The sequence below is a fragment of the Bacillus sp. EB106-04-04-XG123 genome, from assembly GCF_058791855.1.
Genome location: NZ_JBYTDZ010000004.1, coordinates 170,069 through 184,024, shown reverse-complemented (window position 1 = coordinate 184,024; position 13,956 = coordinate 170,069). Strand labels below are relative to the sequence as shown.

Annotated in this window: 15 protein-coding genes; 7 read left to right on the top strand and 8 right to left on the bottom strand. The window is 42.1% G+C overall.

Features of this window, described 5'->3' with window-relative positions:
• The first annotated feature begins 192 nt into the window (after positions 1–192).
• The 3 genes from AC3WTB_RS13945 (at position 193) to AC3WTB_RS13935 (ending at position 2,953) form a co-directional block, all read left to right on the top strand.
• Positions 193–621, top strand: a complete 429-nt coding sequence (locus AC3WTB_RS13945; protein WP_039176411.1) for a NucA/NucB deoxyribonuclease domain-containing protein — start codon at positions 193–195, stop codon at positions 619–621.
• Between the two features lie 127 nt (positions 622–748).
• On the top strand, positions 749–2,446 hold the full coding sequence (locus AC3WTB_RS13940) for a methyl-accepting chemotaxis protein (protein ID WP_126682175.1): 1,698 nt from the start codon (positions 749–751) through the stop codon (positions 2,444–2,446).
• Positions 2,447–2,566: 120 nt separating this feature from the next.
• On the top strand, positions 2,567–2,953 hold the full coding sequence (locus tag AC3WTB_RS13935; RefSeq protein WP_064498646.1) for a competence protein ComJ: 387 nt from the start codon (positions 2,567–2,569) through the stop codon (positions 2,951–2,953).
• Between the two features lies 1 nt (position 2,954).
• Here AC3WTB_RS13935 and AC3WTB_RS13930 read toward each other — a convergent pair whose 3' ends face one another.
• Complete coding sequence (locus AC3WTB_RS13930; RefSeq protein ID WP_064498645.1) at positions 2,955–3,761, bottom strand: AAC(3) family N-acetyltransferase; 807 nt, start codon at positions 3,759–3,761, stop codon at positions 2,955–2,957.
• A 28-nt stretch (positions 3,762–3,789) separates the two neighbouring features.
• Positions 3,790–4,206, bottom strand: coding sequence for an Lrp/AsnC family transcriptional regulator (locus tag AC3WTB_RS13925; protein ID WP_039176401.1), 417 nt, complete (start codon positions 4,204–4,206; stop codon positions 3,790–3,792).
• A gap of 115 nt (positions 4,207–4,321) precedes the next feature.
• Here AC3WTB_RS13925 and AC3WTB_RS13920 point away from each other — a divergent pair, with 115 nt between their 5' ends.
• A complete protein-coding gene (locus tag AC3WTB_RS13920; protein WP_058837296.1) occupies positions 4,322–5,086 on the top strand; it encodes an MBL fold metallo-hydrolase in 765 nt (254 codons plus the stop codon).
• Between the two features lie 42 nt (positions 5,087–5,128).
• Here AC3WTB_RS13920 and AC3WTB_RS13915 read toward each other — a convergent pair whose 3' ends face one another.
• On the bottom strand, positions 5,129–5,458 hold the full coding sequence (locus tag AC3WTB_RS13915; protein WP_039182972.1) for a YckD family protein: 330 nt from the start codon (positions 5,456–5,458) through the stop codon (positions 5,129–5,131).
• Positions 5,459–5,639: 181 nt separating this feature from the next.
• On the opposite strand from AC3WTB_RS13915, the gene AC3WTB_RS13910 reads away from it, so the two are divergent.
• A complete protein-coding gene (locus tag AC3WTB_RS13910) occupies positions 5,640–6,512 on the top strand; it encodes a transporter substrate-binding domain-containing protein (RefSeq protein WP_039176396.1) in 873 nt (290 codons plus the stop codon).
• A 12-nt stretch (positions 6,513–6,524) separates the two neighbouring features.
• Positions 6,525–7,202: an amino acid ABC transporter permease gene (locus AC3WTB_RS13905; protein WP_064498644.1), complete on the top strand. Its 678-nt coding sequence runs from the start codon at positions 6,525–6,527 to the stop codon at positions 7,200–7,202.
• 117 nt (positions 7,203–7,319) lie between these two features.
• Here AC3WTB_RS13905 and AC3WTB_RS13900 read toward each other — a convergent pair whose 3' ends face one another.
• The 5 genes from AC3WTB_RS13900 to AC3WTB_RS13880 form a co-directional block, all read right to left on the bottom strand.
• Positions 7,320–8,618, bottom strand: coding sequence for an arsenic transporter (locus tag AC3WTB_RS13900; RefSeq protein ID WP_039176390.1), 1,299 nt, complete (start codon positions 8,616–8,618; stop codon positions 7,320–7,322).
• 132 nt (positions 8,619–8,750) lie between these two features.
• A complete protein-coding gene (locus AC3WTB_RS13895; protein WP_492333857.1) occupies positions 8,751–9,983 on the bottom strand; it encodes a PucR family transcriptional regulator in 1,233 nt (410 codons plus the stop codon).
• A 126-nt stretch (positions 9,984–10,109) separates the two neighbouring features.
• The gene (gene pruA / locus AC3WTB_RS13890) at positions 10,110–11,657 is read right to left on the bottom strand and encodes an L-glutamate gamma-semialdehyde dehydrogenase (RefSeq protein WP_047202099.1); all 1,548 of its coding nucleotides are present in this window, start codon (positions 11,655–11,657) and stop codon (positions 10,110–10,112) included.
• A gap of 23 nt (positions 11,658–11,680) precedes the next feature.
• A complete protein-coding gene (locus tag AC3WTB_RS13885) occupies positions 11,681–12,598 on the bottom strand; it encodes a proline dehydrogenase family protein (RefSeq protein ID WP_047202098.1) in 918 nt (305 codons plus the stop codon).
• A gap of 161 nt (positions 12,599–12,759) precedes the next feature.
• Complete coding sequence (locus AC3WTB_RS13880) at positions 12,760–13,530, bottom strand: nucleotidyltransferase domain-containing protein (protein ID WP_106025717.1); 771 nt, start codon at positions 13,528–13,530, stop codon at positions 12,760–12,762.
• A 92-nt stretch (positions 13,531–13,622) separates the two neighbouring features.
• Here AC3WTB_RS13880 and AC3WTB_RS13875 point away from each other — a divergent pair, with 92 nt between their 5' ends.
• Positions 13,623–13,937, top strand: coding sequence for a hypothetical protein (locus AC3WTB_RS13875; protein ID WP_024424319.1), 315 nt, complete (start codon positions 13,623–13,625; stop codon positions 13,935–13,937).
• Positions 13,938–13,956 lie beyond the last annotated feature (19 nt).

Genomic DNA, 13,956 nt, shown 5'->3' with positions numbered 1-13,956 from the left:
TGAGCATATTCGTTTTCTGACCCACAAAATTAAAATTTTTATGAATTTCTACAAAAATGAAAAGCAAGAAATCAGGTAAAAACTGTTTTTTGAATTTTAAAAGACGTTTTTTCAAAACCAGGAGAAATTGGTAAGTAATTCTGCTATACTTCTGTTTACAAAATACGCAAACAAGAAAGAGAGCCAGCATCTATGAAACTTCTTAAAATGATTCTCTTGCTTTTATTGATTGTCATTGGTGTAGCAACAGGCTATATCCAGCTAGAGCAAGGGAAACAAGAGACAGCGAATTCATCTTATGACAAAACCATTCATTTTCCATCAGACCGCTATCCAGAAACAGCCAAGCACATAGAAGAAGCCATTGATGAAGGTCATTCGTCCATTTGTACAATTGACCGTAAACATAGTGATGAGCAGAGAGATCGATCACTACATGGCATTCCAACAAAGCGCGGGTATGATCGGGACGAATGGCCAATGGCGATGTGCAAAGAAGGAGGCAGTGGAGCTTCTGTCAAATATGTACGCCCTTCTGATAATAGAGGCGCAGGCTCGTGGGTTAGTCATCAATTATCGGATGATCCTGACGGCACAAGAATTCAATTTATCATCGATTAGCCGCCTTTCCCTTTTCTATATTAAAAAAACTTTCACATGACTGCTTGCAGGTATTTTAAACACTTTTTTCATGCCGATAATCCTTAAGGAGGGATATCCTACCTTATACCTAAAGGAGTCAAAAATCATGAAGAAAAAGGGAAAACTGAGGCTAGGCGCCAAAATTTTGCTGATCTTTTTAAGTGTCCTCATCATCTTTTCTGCGGTTGTTGGTTATGTTGTGAATCGCGAAATGACAGAAAATATTAAGCAAATGGCAACTGAAAAAGCAAAAGGTGACTTAAAACTAGGCTACGCCTACCTAAATGAAAAAGTGTCAGGCTCGTGGCAGATTAAAGAAGACAAGCTATTCAAAGGAAATACGCAAATCAATGATCATGACACATTGGTTGACCAATTAGCCGAATATACCGGTGATACCATCACGATTTTTCAAGGAAATACCCGTGTTGCTACGAATGTCATGTTAAACGGGAAACGAGCTGTAGGTACTGAAGTCTCTCCTGAAGTGAAGACCACTGTTTTAGACAAAGGAGAAAATTATTACGGGACAGCAAATGTTGCTGGGAAAGACTATCAAACGGCTTATATGCCAATCAAAAATGAAGCAGGCGAAACAATTGGTATTTTTTATACTGGCGCTAATCAAAGCATGATTTCACAAATGCTTCAGTCATTCTATATACAATTTGTCATCGTCCTTTTGTTAAGTCTGATCGTTTCAGTCATCATTATTTCTATTTTCACTAAGCGGATTCAGGTACGTCTCAAGCATTTGGCTTCTGCCATTAAGAGTGCAGGCGAAGGTCATTTAACCATCAATGTGACGGATACTGCCGGAGATGAATTGTCTGATCTGGCTGGACATTTCAATAAGATGCGTGAAAAACTAAATCAAACCATTCTAAATGTCATGAACACGTCTGAATTAGTGGCCACATCCTCTGAACAGCTGTCAGCTAGCGCAGAAGAAACGAGTGCAGCATCAGAAAAAATCACCCACACGATCCAAGAAGTGGCACAATCTTCAGAAGAACAGTCCGCTCAAATGACAGCTAGTGAGCACAAGATGATTCAAGTATCAAACGAGCTGGCAAACATCACTGAAAATGCCGGACAAATGGCTTCAAGAAGTCACTTCGCACAAGAAATTGCCCAAAAAGGTGTACACAATATCGGTGAAGTTCATTCACAAATGACATCTATTGCAAAATCAATTGAAGAAAACGGTACAGCAATTCAAGCATTGGAAACACGTTCAGCTGAAATTGATCATATTTCCAAAGTCATTACAGATATCGCCAGCCAGACAAACCTGCTAGCTCTTAATGCAGCAATTGAAGCAGCACGGGCAGGTGAGCATGGAAAAGGGTTTGCTGTTGTCGCAGACGAAGTGAGAAAGCTCGCTGAAGAATCTCAAGCATCATCAAACATGATTTCCCATCTCATTTCTGAAATACAAAAAGAGATGACTCATTCGACGAATGCCATCAAACAAGTAAGAGAAGAAGCAGCTCAAGGGGCTGTCCTTATCTCTCATACAGAAGAATCTTTTCATGATATCCAGCAGTCCATGAGAGAAATGGCAGATGGCATTAAGCATTTATCGAGTGCATCACAAAAAATCGCAGCTTATACTAACGATGCGAAACAGTCTTTTGCGTCTATTACAGAAGGCGTTAAACGAACGAGTGAACATTCACAGCAAGTAGCAGGTTTAACAGAAGAACAATTTGCTGCAATGGAAGAAGTAACAGCTTCATCAGAAGCACTTGCCCATTTAGCAGGAGATTTAAAAGCAATGGTCTCGCAATTTCACATCTAGATCCCACAACAAATAGCGCAAGACGGCTGCAATCGTCTTGCTGCCTAACTTTCTCCTCAAGAATGACTCTTTCAACCATTTACGTTTCAACGAAAATCCATGAATAAAGGAGTTTTTTATATGAATCTCTTAAATCAAACCTATTCTCTATCTATCTCCTACCACCAAATCACGGTATACACCGGAAGCGAAACACCACCTATCATTGATTGGACAGATGAGGACATTCTTCAAGGATTCGCAACTGGAGATCAAGGAGTTTCCTTTGAAGGAATCAATAATGGAAAGGCGTCTATTATTGTGACATTAAATAGCGATGAGCCCCAAGTCTCTATTGATAGAGCTATAACAGTGCCCTTTACGCATACAAGGGATCAAGTTTATATCACAAGCGTCATGGCTCATGTACTGTCTTTCCCCATTCCAAAAGGAGACTATCAGCTTACCTGCTATACCTCACAGCAGCCTGATCAAGATGTTTATTATGTAAATTTCCAAACAGTGTAGATTACGACTGATCGTATAAATCAAGCCACTTTTCCGCATAGTCTACCGATTCTCTCACTGGCAATAAATATGAACTGGCAAGTCCGATTTGATTGTGCTGATGGAGGCCTCCTGATTGCAGAAAATCACGGCCAATCTGTTCAAATAGTTCTTCTCTTGTGATGATATCTTGGTACTCTTTCCATACTCTCCACCCATTTTCTAAAATAGGGGCTCCTCTTGTCATGAGGTCCTGCTGGGGGATTCGGTATTCAGCTAGATGAAAAGCTGTCATGCTTTCAAATGTTGTACCAAGCAGCAGCACTTGAGCATGAAGATCATACATGCGACCAAGAGGCGAATGCTCTCCTAATCCAAAGGAAAGTGCATGGTGTTTCAGAATTTCATGTTTTCTTTTCCCCCAGGCTGTGAATGAAAAATGGGGATGGTTGCTTCTCGCCACGCCTGGGTATTTCCAAAATGTTTCCGCTACCTTTCCCATTGCTGTTGGCGTCGTGTAAGCTGGATCAAATGCAGGCATTGTTTCTTTGATCGATTTCCACCATGAATAAGGAACAGGCGGATCAATCCAATCGGCAGGATCAGAAAGCTCTAACGTTTGTGCCGGCATAATGAGTGTCCCCTCTTCTGTTAAGGTTTCCATCAATGCTTGTATGACGGCTACAGCGCCTCCGTTTACCCAGCCGATGGATGATAAAGATGAGTGAACACATAAAATCATGCCCTTTTTCACACCAAGTTGTTCCAAGTCTGCTTTGATTGTTTCCTTTGTCATCGGTTCAGCTTGATTTTCGATTAATTTTTGCATCGTTCCTTTTCCTCCTGCGTCTCTTCGATTATTGATGAATGAGACGTTTAACCGCAATAGACAGTTTGTAATTTGCGTAATTTGTCAGCTCCGTTAAAAACTGATCAAGCTCATCATGACTCGAGAAATGTCCTTCAGCCATATAACAGCCCTCACCACTTATTTTGAACAAATTCTTGATTTCTTCCTTTTCATAAAGAAACGACAGAAGTGGTTCATGATGATGACTCCGGGTATAGAGCTGCAAAAATGTTTGAATCGTCTTTTGCGTCTGCCAATCAATTGAAATGGTATATGCTTCGATCACGCCTTCTTCTTCTAGCTTTAACACCCGATTTGCAACAGCTTGGCCGGTTAAATGAACTTTTTCACCTAGAGCTTTCATCGTTAATCGGCTATTCTTTGATAGTTCTTTTAAAATATTCATATCTGTTTGGTCTAGCATTGGCTCACCTCTTTCAAAAATCAAGCCCTTCCGATAAAAGACTTTCATGATCCTCTGTCACATAGAACTCTTTTAATATACTGTAAACTTAATCAGAAAAAAAGGAGGCCTTTTTATGAAAATTACACTCATTCGCAATGCTACTTTATACCTTCACTATGGTCATTCAACTTTTTTAATCGATCCCTTTTTGGCAGCAAAAGGAACATATCCACCGTTCCCTCATACAGCCAATCAACATTTGAACAACCCTATTGTGGAGCTTCCTGTAAATATAGATTTAGACAGTCTGTTACACCCAGATGCTGTCTTACTCTCTCATTTACATGTGGACCACTTTGACGACGAGGCCAAAAGGAAATTAGCTCAAGATGGGCCAATTTATACTCAATCGGAGAAGGATCGAAAAGAAGTTGAAGAAGCTGGATTTCAGCATGTCACATGCATTGAAGATGAAATGGACATTTGCGGCGTTCATATTAAACGTACAGGTGGACAGCATGGGACGGGAGAAACGGCGAAGCGAATGGGGCAGGTGAGCGGTTTTGTTTTCTCTCACCCTGATGAACCTACCCTTTATATTGCAGGTGATACCATTTGGTGTGATGAACCGAAAGAGGTTGTGAATACATGCAAGCCAGACGTCATTGTGGTCAATAGCGGAGCTGCTCAATTTTTAGAAGGCGATCCGATTACCATGACTAAGGAAGAAATTTTAGACATTCACCGTTCTCAGCCAAAAGCTCAAATTGTCGCCTGTCATCTTGAAGCTGTGAATCATTGCTTGTTAACAAGAGCTGCTTTGGAAGCTTACATTCAAGAGCATCATGCAGATCAAGCCATTTTTGTCCCTCAAGATGGGGAAAGTCTCACCTTCTGATCACAATAAAAAACCGGCACCTCGCTGCCGGTTTTATCATTATTATGGGCGATGGTGCTGTGGTTTTTTCAGCAATGGAACAAATCCGTTCTTTTTCAAATGATTGTAATGCTCATCCATTCGTTTCGTGATGTGTGTGCCTTGTTCCTTTGTTAACACGCCATACTGTACATATTTCTCAATGACTGCTTTTCGTTTAGAAAGAATTTGCTGCTCAAGGATTTCAATTTGTTTTTGTTGTTCTGCTGTTAATTTCACTTGGTGTGTCACCGGGCGCTTTTCCATTTGAGGTGTTTCTCCATGAGCCGTTTCTATCTGAAAACCAAATAACAGCATCATCGACAAGATGATCAAACCACTTATTTTTTTCATCATTGTTGTTCCCTCCTTTATTCGCCTTTATTTTGCGCTCATTTTCCTTTTTTATACATTATTTTAACACGCTAATTGCTTATAATATTCTTACTTTTTCACTTTTCTTCTGAAAACGTTGTCCTATCAGAAAAAGCGTGCTATGTTTTGTTTTGTATAAAAAATAGAGGAGGATTCTTAAATGAGTCGTTTTTATCATAAAAAATCTATATGGATCATGCTTGTTGTATCTGCTTGCATCCTTATCATGTCTGCTTGCAGTCAATCAGGCTCATCTCAATCTGGAGACACAAAGTGGGATGAGATTAAAAAGAAAGGAAAAATCGTGGTTGCAACTTCAGGCACCCTTTATCCAACTTCTTATCATGATACTTCTAATGGCAAGGATCGATTAACTGGCTATGAAGTAGAAGTTGTCAAAGAAGCGTTTAAACGTCTTGATGTGAAAGTAGAATTTAAAGAAATGGGTTATGACGGGATGCTGAGCGCCATTAATTCTGGTCAAGTGGATGCCGCTGCAAATGATATCGACATCACAGATGACAGAAAAGACAAGTTTGCCTTTTCAACCCCTTATAAGTATTCCTACGGAACGGCTATCGTACGGAAAGATGATTTATCTGGCATTAAAACTTTAAAAGATTTAAAAGGAAAGAAAGCAGCAGGTGCTGCCACGACGATTTACATGGATGTCGCTCGTAAGTACGGTGCAAAGGAAGTCATTTATGATAATGCGACAAACGAGCAATACTTAAAGGATGTTGCAAACGGCCGAACAGATGTCATTTTAAATGATTATTACTTGCAGACACTGGCTCTTGCTGCATTTCCTAAATTAAATATTACGATTCACCCTGACTTGAAATACATGCCGAATGAACAAGGATTTGTCATGAAGAAGGACAACAAAGAGCTTCAAAAAGAATTGAATCGTGTATTAAGCGACATGAAAAAAGACGGAACAATGAAAAAGATTTCTGAGAAATTCTTTAATCATGCAGACGTCTCAAAGAAAATTGATGCTGATGTCGAAGATGTCGACATTTCCAAATAAGGAGCCGCAATCGTGGGAGATATTCATTTAGAATATATATTTAATCCTGCACTGGCAAAGGCGTCATTTCCGTTTGTCATGAAAGGCATCTGGCTGACGCTGCTCATTTCCTTTGTGAGCATGTTTTTTGGTACCATTCTTGGTTTTTTTATCGCTCTTGCCAGGATGGCGAATTCATGGGTTCTTAAGCTGCCTGCACGGCTGTATATCTCATTCATGCGAGGCGTGCCCATTCTGGTGATTTTGTTTATTCTTTATTTTGGGTTCCCTTATATCGGCATTGAGTTTACAGCAGTCACTGCCGCCATTATTGGGTTCAGCTTCAATAGTGCTGCCTATATTGCAGAAATTAATCGGGCGGCCCTCTCCTCTGTTCCAAGTGGACAGGTGGAAGCCGCTAAATCATTAGGTCTCAGCTATTGGCAAACGATGCGCGGTGTCATTTTGCCTCAATCCGTCCGCATCGCCTTGCCGCCATTGACCAATGTCATGCTTGATTTAATCAAAGCTTCCTCACTGGCAGCGATGATTACTGTACCAGAGCTCTTCCAGCAAGCAAAAATTGTAGGCGGACGAGAATTTGATTATATGACCATGTATATTTTGGTCGCACTCATTTACTGGGGCATTTGCAGTGTCGTCTCATTGCTTCAGGACTTTTTAGAAAAACGCTATGCGAAATATCTGTAGCAAAAAAAGAGCGGATCTCATGGATCTGCTCTTTTCAGCATGATAGAAAACCTTTGCAGCCCTAAGCACCGGAGCGCAGACCTGCGGGCGAATGCGAGGGTTTGTTCTACACGATAATTAATGAATAAGCCATAACCACACATATAATCCGAGTAAAGTGAGGATCAAGGTTGGGATGGTCAGGATGATTCCGGCTTTCATGTAAGCCCCCCAAGAGATATGAACGCCTTTTTTCTTTAAGACATGAAGCCACAGCAATGTCGCCAATGAGCCGATTGGGGTCATTTTCGGTCCAAGGTTGGAGCCGATAACATTGGCATAAATCAGCCCGTCTCTCATGACACCTGCTGTATCTGTATGTCCAATGGCAATCGCATCAATTAAAACAGTCGGCAGATTGTTCATCACAGAGGACAGCACTGCGGCAAGTACACCCATAAACATCGTTCCTGCAAGCAAGCCATGTGATGCCCCTTGCTCGATCCATGCCGCCAATATTTCAGTAAGGCCAACATTTTTCAATCCATATACGACGACATACATACCGATCGAGAAAAACACAATGGACCACGGCGCTTCTTTGATCACTCGCTTTGTCGCCACTTGCGGACTTCTTCTCGCCAGCCACAAGAAAGCAAGGGCAATCCCGCCTACAATAATAGACACTGGAACACCGATCAGCTCGCCCGCAAAATAACCAACAAGCAGACAGCCGAGCACATACCAAGACAAACGGAACATACGGATATCTCGAATAGCTGATGCCGGCTCTTTCGCCTGTGACAGATCGTAGGTTTTTGGGATAAGTTTTCGGTAAAACACATACAGAACCAGCATGCTCGCTCCAAGCGACACAAGGTTTGGCACGAACATATTCGCTGTATATTCTAGAAAACCAATATGAAAATAGTCGGCTGATACGATATTGACCAGGTTACTAATGACAAATGGCAAGGAGGTTGTATCTGCAATAAAGCCGCTTGCCATCACAAAAGGTAGCACCATGCGCTCATCCAGCTTCAACGCTCTCACGACAGATAAGACGATTGGGGTCAAAATCAGTGCCGCTCCATCGTTTGCAAAAAAAGCAGCCACAACAGCGCCGAGCAATGTTAAATAAATAAACATGCGGACACCGTTGCCTCTTGCAGCTTTTGCCATATGCAGTGCAGCCCACTCAAAAAAACCGATCTCATCTAAAATTAACGAAATGATAATAATACCAATAAAAGCAAAGGTGGCGTTCCATACAATTTGCGTAACTTCCCATACATCGCCTAGATGAACGACGCCAAAGGCAAGCGCAAGAATGGCACCCCCACATGCTGACCATCCTATGGTGACACGTCCTGGCTGCCAAATGACAAGGACGAGGGTCATGATGAAAATCAAAATGGCTAAGGTGACTGAACCCAAAGGTGGCCCCCCTTTCATTTTTCTCATAAAATCTTTATCTATCATACAACGAAATACATCAGTTGTATGCCATTTTCGCATTTCACATGAAAATCCGCAGGTGATCCGTGCACCTGCGGATTCCATCATATATTATTGAACTTTTTTCATCAGCATCAATTCAATAAATAACTCACATCGCTGGCTAAAATGACTTAAGTCGATCGACGTCATGTCAAAAATTTGTTTCATTCGATAGTTTAATGTATTTTGATGAATAAACAACTGCTCCGCTGCTGGCTTTAACTTGCAGTTATTCAATAAGTAGACTTCAAGCGTTTTTAAAAACGAAGTTTGACTTTCGCGGTCTTTTTCCTTCAAACGTAACAAATCTGGATTGAAGTCGTTTTTCTTTTTTTGATGGCTGTAAATGGAGTCTAAAAACCGGAAGACCCCTAAATTCTCATAATCATATGGAATCAGGTCTTGTCCTCCAACAATTTTCACTGCCTTGACGACTTCTATCGCTTCAAATCGACTTGTACTCATTTTCATGACATCACGATACTCTCTTCCCATTCCGATATACAAAGGGGAGGGATGTGCATGCGTTTTCGATTGCAGATGTGCGATGACATCAGCGGCAGTCGCTTTCGGTGAGTGCCGATCTGACAGGCTGCCTAATATAACCACGATATCTGCTTGAACCGAATAGACGTGATTCACTTTATCCTCTAGCTGCAAATACGTTCGAATGACATCCTTCACATCTTCTGCCGTCTCACTTTTGTTATCGGCAGCGTGCACGACCATAACGGTAAATACGGCTGGCAGTGGAATGCTTAAGTTCTCAGCCTCCCATTTCAGCTCTTCTTCTGTATAAAAATGATCATCCATGACCTTTTTGAAAAACTCTTCAATCTTGCCTTCCTTTTTCTCAAGCTGTTTCTTATTCTTATAAATCACTTTTCCAACCTGAAAGGAAGCCTCGTGTAAAAATTGCAGCTCTTCCTGAGTGAGGGAATCCTCAATGTCCTGCACCCAAATAAAGCCTACTACCTCTTGTTTATGCTTGGCGCTCACAGCCACCCGCCGATTAAATCCAAGCTCGTCATGACCGCTCACATAAAAAGGCTTTGATTCCGCGAAAAGTCGCTCGATTACCCCTGTTTTCTTTAACCAATCGACCACAGATCCCGGGCATTCCTTTGAGAAAATCGTTTGCTGATTGACTGGGTCAAACTGCTGAATGCTGTAAGAATTATAAGCAAGGAGCTGACACTCTGTGCTTTCTAAAATGACTGGCTTCTTTAAATATCCGCTAATAAATGCAATTAATTTATCGACATCAAAAAATGTATGAAGCTTTTCTAATATCTCTTCCATCCCGATTGCTCCCTGATTAAGTGATACATTTATCATACTTCTTTCCAGTCAGATTTGTATAGAAACAAGTCGCAGACAGTCAAAAAAAGCATGAACCCATCAGTTCAGGTTCATGCTTTTTCCATATTAAAACATTTCACTAATCGTTTTTGCCTGCATGTGCAGAGCTAGGTAATCTGGACCGCCTGCTTTTGAATCCGTTCCTGACATTTTGAAGCCGCCGAATGGGTGGTAACCAACGATGGCCCCTGTGCAGTTACGGTTAAAGTAAAGGTTCCCCACATGGAACTCCTGCTTCGCACGGTTGATGTGATCACGATTATTCGTAATGACAGCACCTGTTAAACCGTATTCTGTGTTATTGGCTACCTCAAGTGCTTCATCAAAGCTTGAGACTTTCGAGAAAGCCAACACTGGTCCAAAGATTTCTTCTTGCATTAAACGAGAAGTCGGCTCAAGATCTGCAAAAATGGTCGGGTGGATAAAGTATCCTTCTGAATCATCACTCGTTCCGCCAGTGACTAAGCGGCCTTCCTGTTTGCCAACCTCGATATAATCCGTGATCTTGTCAAAGGACGCTTGATCAATGACAGGTCCCATGTAGACATCCGCAGAAAGCGGATTGGCTGTTGTTTTTGTTTCTGTGATTTCCTTCACTCGCTCAACCACTTGGTCATACAGCTTCTCGTGGACGACAGCCCGCGATCCAGCTGAACATTTCTGACCTGAAAACCCGAAGGCTGATGTGAAAATGGCATTAGCCGCTAATTCAACATCTGCATCCGCATCGACAACTACTGTATCCTTACCGCCCATTTCAGCAATGACACGTTTTAAATGCTGCTGGCCTGGCTGCACTTTTGCCGCGCGTTCAAAGATACGTGTCCCTACTTCTCTTGATCCAGTGAATGTAATCAGACTTGTTTTCGGATGATCTACTAAGTAATCCCCAACTTCTGCTCCGCTTCCTGGTACAAAGTTGACAACACCCTTTGGAAGTCCTGCTTGCTCAAGCTCTTCCACAAAACGGGCTGCAATGACAGGCGTCGCACTTGCTGGTTTTAAAACAACTGTATTCCCAGTGACGATTGGCGCTACTGTTGTTCCGGCCATGATGGCAAATAAGAAGTTCCACGGCGGAATGACGAGTGTCACGCCAGTTGGTGTGTACACATATTGATTGCGTTCCCCTTCGCGGCTGTTCACTGGTTTGCCTTTCGCCAGCTCCAGCATTTGACGAGCGTAATACTCTAGGAAATCAATCGCTTCTGCTGTATCTGCATCTGCTTCATTCCAAGGCTTTCCTGCTTCTTTTACAAGAAGGGCTGAATACTCGTGCTTTTTACGACGAATGCTTGCCGCAGCACGGAATAATACGCCTGCTCTTTCTTCAGGAGACGTATAGCGCCATGTTTCAAATGCTTTCGCTGCTGCTTGAACCGCTTGTTCTGCCTCTTCCTTCCCGGCCTTTGATACAGTTCCAACCACTTCATCCTTTTTCGCTGGATTGATTGAAACAATCTTGTCCTTCGTTTCAATTCTTTCTCCATTAATCACGAGCGGATAGGTTTGACCAAGTGATTCTGTTACTTTAGCTAATGCTTGTTCAAACGCTTTGCGGTTTTCTTCCTGGCTAAAATCCGTGAATGGTTCATGCTTGTAAGGTGTTGTCATTTTTGTCACGCTCCCGTTTCAAATTATTTTTTCGTCATTCCTTTTAAAGCAAAGGCAATGTTTGCCGGCCGTTCTGCAAGACGTCTCATGTAGTAGCCATACCACTCTCGTCCATACGGAGTATAGACCCTCATTTGATAGCCTTCTTTCACAAGTGCTTGCTGCGTTTCTGATCTCATGCCGTACAGCATTTGAAATTCGAACTGACTTGTCTGTATATTGTGTTTTTTCACAATATTTTTCGTGAACTCAATCATTCGATCGTCATGTGTCGCAATGGCTGTATAGTTCCCTGAGAGCAATTGCTTTTCGATCAGCTTTTGATAATTCTGATCGACGTCTTTTTTGTTTGGATACGCCACTTCGGCGGATTCCTTATAGGCACCCTTTACAAGTCTTAAAAATGGTTGCAGCTTATTTAGGTCATCAAGATCCTTTTCTGTTCTGTACAAATACGCCTGCAAGACCGTACTGACATACTCATATTGAGATTTCATCTCTTTAAAAATGTCCAGCGTTTTTTGACAGCGCTGTTCATCCTCCATATCAATTGTCACCATGATACGGTGTTTCTCTGCCGTATCTAAAATCCTTTTCATATTGCGATACACAAGGTCATCGTCAATATCCAGGCCAAGTGATGTCATTTTGAGTGACACGTGAGAATTGAGTCCCGCCTCTGCAATCCGCTGAATGGTTTGAATACACTCAATCGTCCGTTCATTTGCAATTTCTTCCTTTGTGACAAACTCACCAAGGTGATCAACTGTCACAGCCATTCCTTGGTCATTTAATCGCTTGATCACAGGGATCGCACTCTCAAAGTCCTTCCCTCCGATGATTTTCTTAGATGCAACAGCACTTCCCCAATTACGAGCAATATGGTTCAAGAGACTGCTCTTTGACAAAAACAAGAAGAAATTTCTTGTGACCGACTCCATAAAGGGCACCTCCCACTCTTTGTAAGCTATGTCTTTATTGTAAGGCTCATAAGCTGTCCGCTACAATATTTGAAGATGACAAAAATTCTGACTTTTTTTGTGGTTTTATCACAATAACAGATAAAAAAGAGCCTGCCGCGATCCGGCTGGCTCTTCCCTGCTTACGCCCACACCTCATCAAGGGTAGACTGCAGCAGCTCATTTAATTCTTGCATCAGGTTGTCTTTCGGCTGATTGTAGCTTTTCACCAATTCATCAAATCGCGCGAGCTCTTTGTCGATAAATGGATGGACATAAGCGAGGCGGTTCTCTACATCCATTTCTTCGCCGTCCATTTTACGTTTGAGCAGCTCATGGATTTCCGCTAAAAGCGGTCCTTCCTCCATTAGTTCCTCGAGCAGTTCATGAAAGTCCATCGGCGGAACCGTCCGGTAGCGTTCAATCCACTGACAGGCAAGCAGCGGACGAAGCACATAGAAATACTTCTTGATTCTTACCTGCTCTCCTCGTAAATGCCTGCTTTCATTCCGCTTCGCCATATTGAGGTAATGATACATCAATGCTGCAGGATAAAACGCTTGATCTTTTAATTCTCTTAGCTGCTTTGCCAACGAGAAGGATTCAGCATAGATGATGTCAGAAGACAGCCATTCCATGATGGACGGATTCGATTTATTGAATAAGCGAAGTGCCTTTCTAAGCTCCCAGCCGCTGATATCAAGCATGTCATCAATCGGCCGTTCAATGACATCACGATGCTCTTCCATCGCCCAATACCATTCTTTTCGAGGCACATATAAAAAACGAACATCGTAGTCACTATCAGTCGAAGGGAATCCCCATGCTCTGCTGCCTGATTCGACCGCGAGGCAAATCTTGACGTCATACGTTTCTTCGATGATTTTCAGCTCTTCCTTGATTCTCTCTCTCATCAACCATCAACTCTTTCTATAGAAATCTGCATGACTTCATCACGATTTGGTAAAATACGAATAAGACATATATGAAAAAGGAGTTGGATCTCATGTCTATATCTCGCATCATGAAATGGATCACCGGGATTTTTGAAGCCTGTCTTGCCATCCCTGTCATCGGAGGACTATTTATTATTAGCAATGGCTATTCACCGCTCATGGTCATGCTTATTCTGCATATTATCACACTCGTCTTATCGAAGCGAGACCAAGGACCAATGATTGGCAGCATCATTGGGATTATCACATCCTGCCTCGCCTGGATTCCGATACTCGGATTCATCCTGCATATCATCACAGCTCTTGCCCTCATTATCACAGCGTTAGTGCCTGATGAAAAAACGAGGCAGAATACGAGTTATTAAAAAAGAGGCCCTCCTAGAG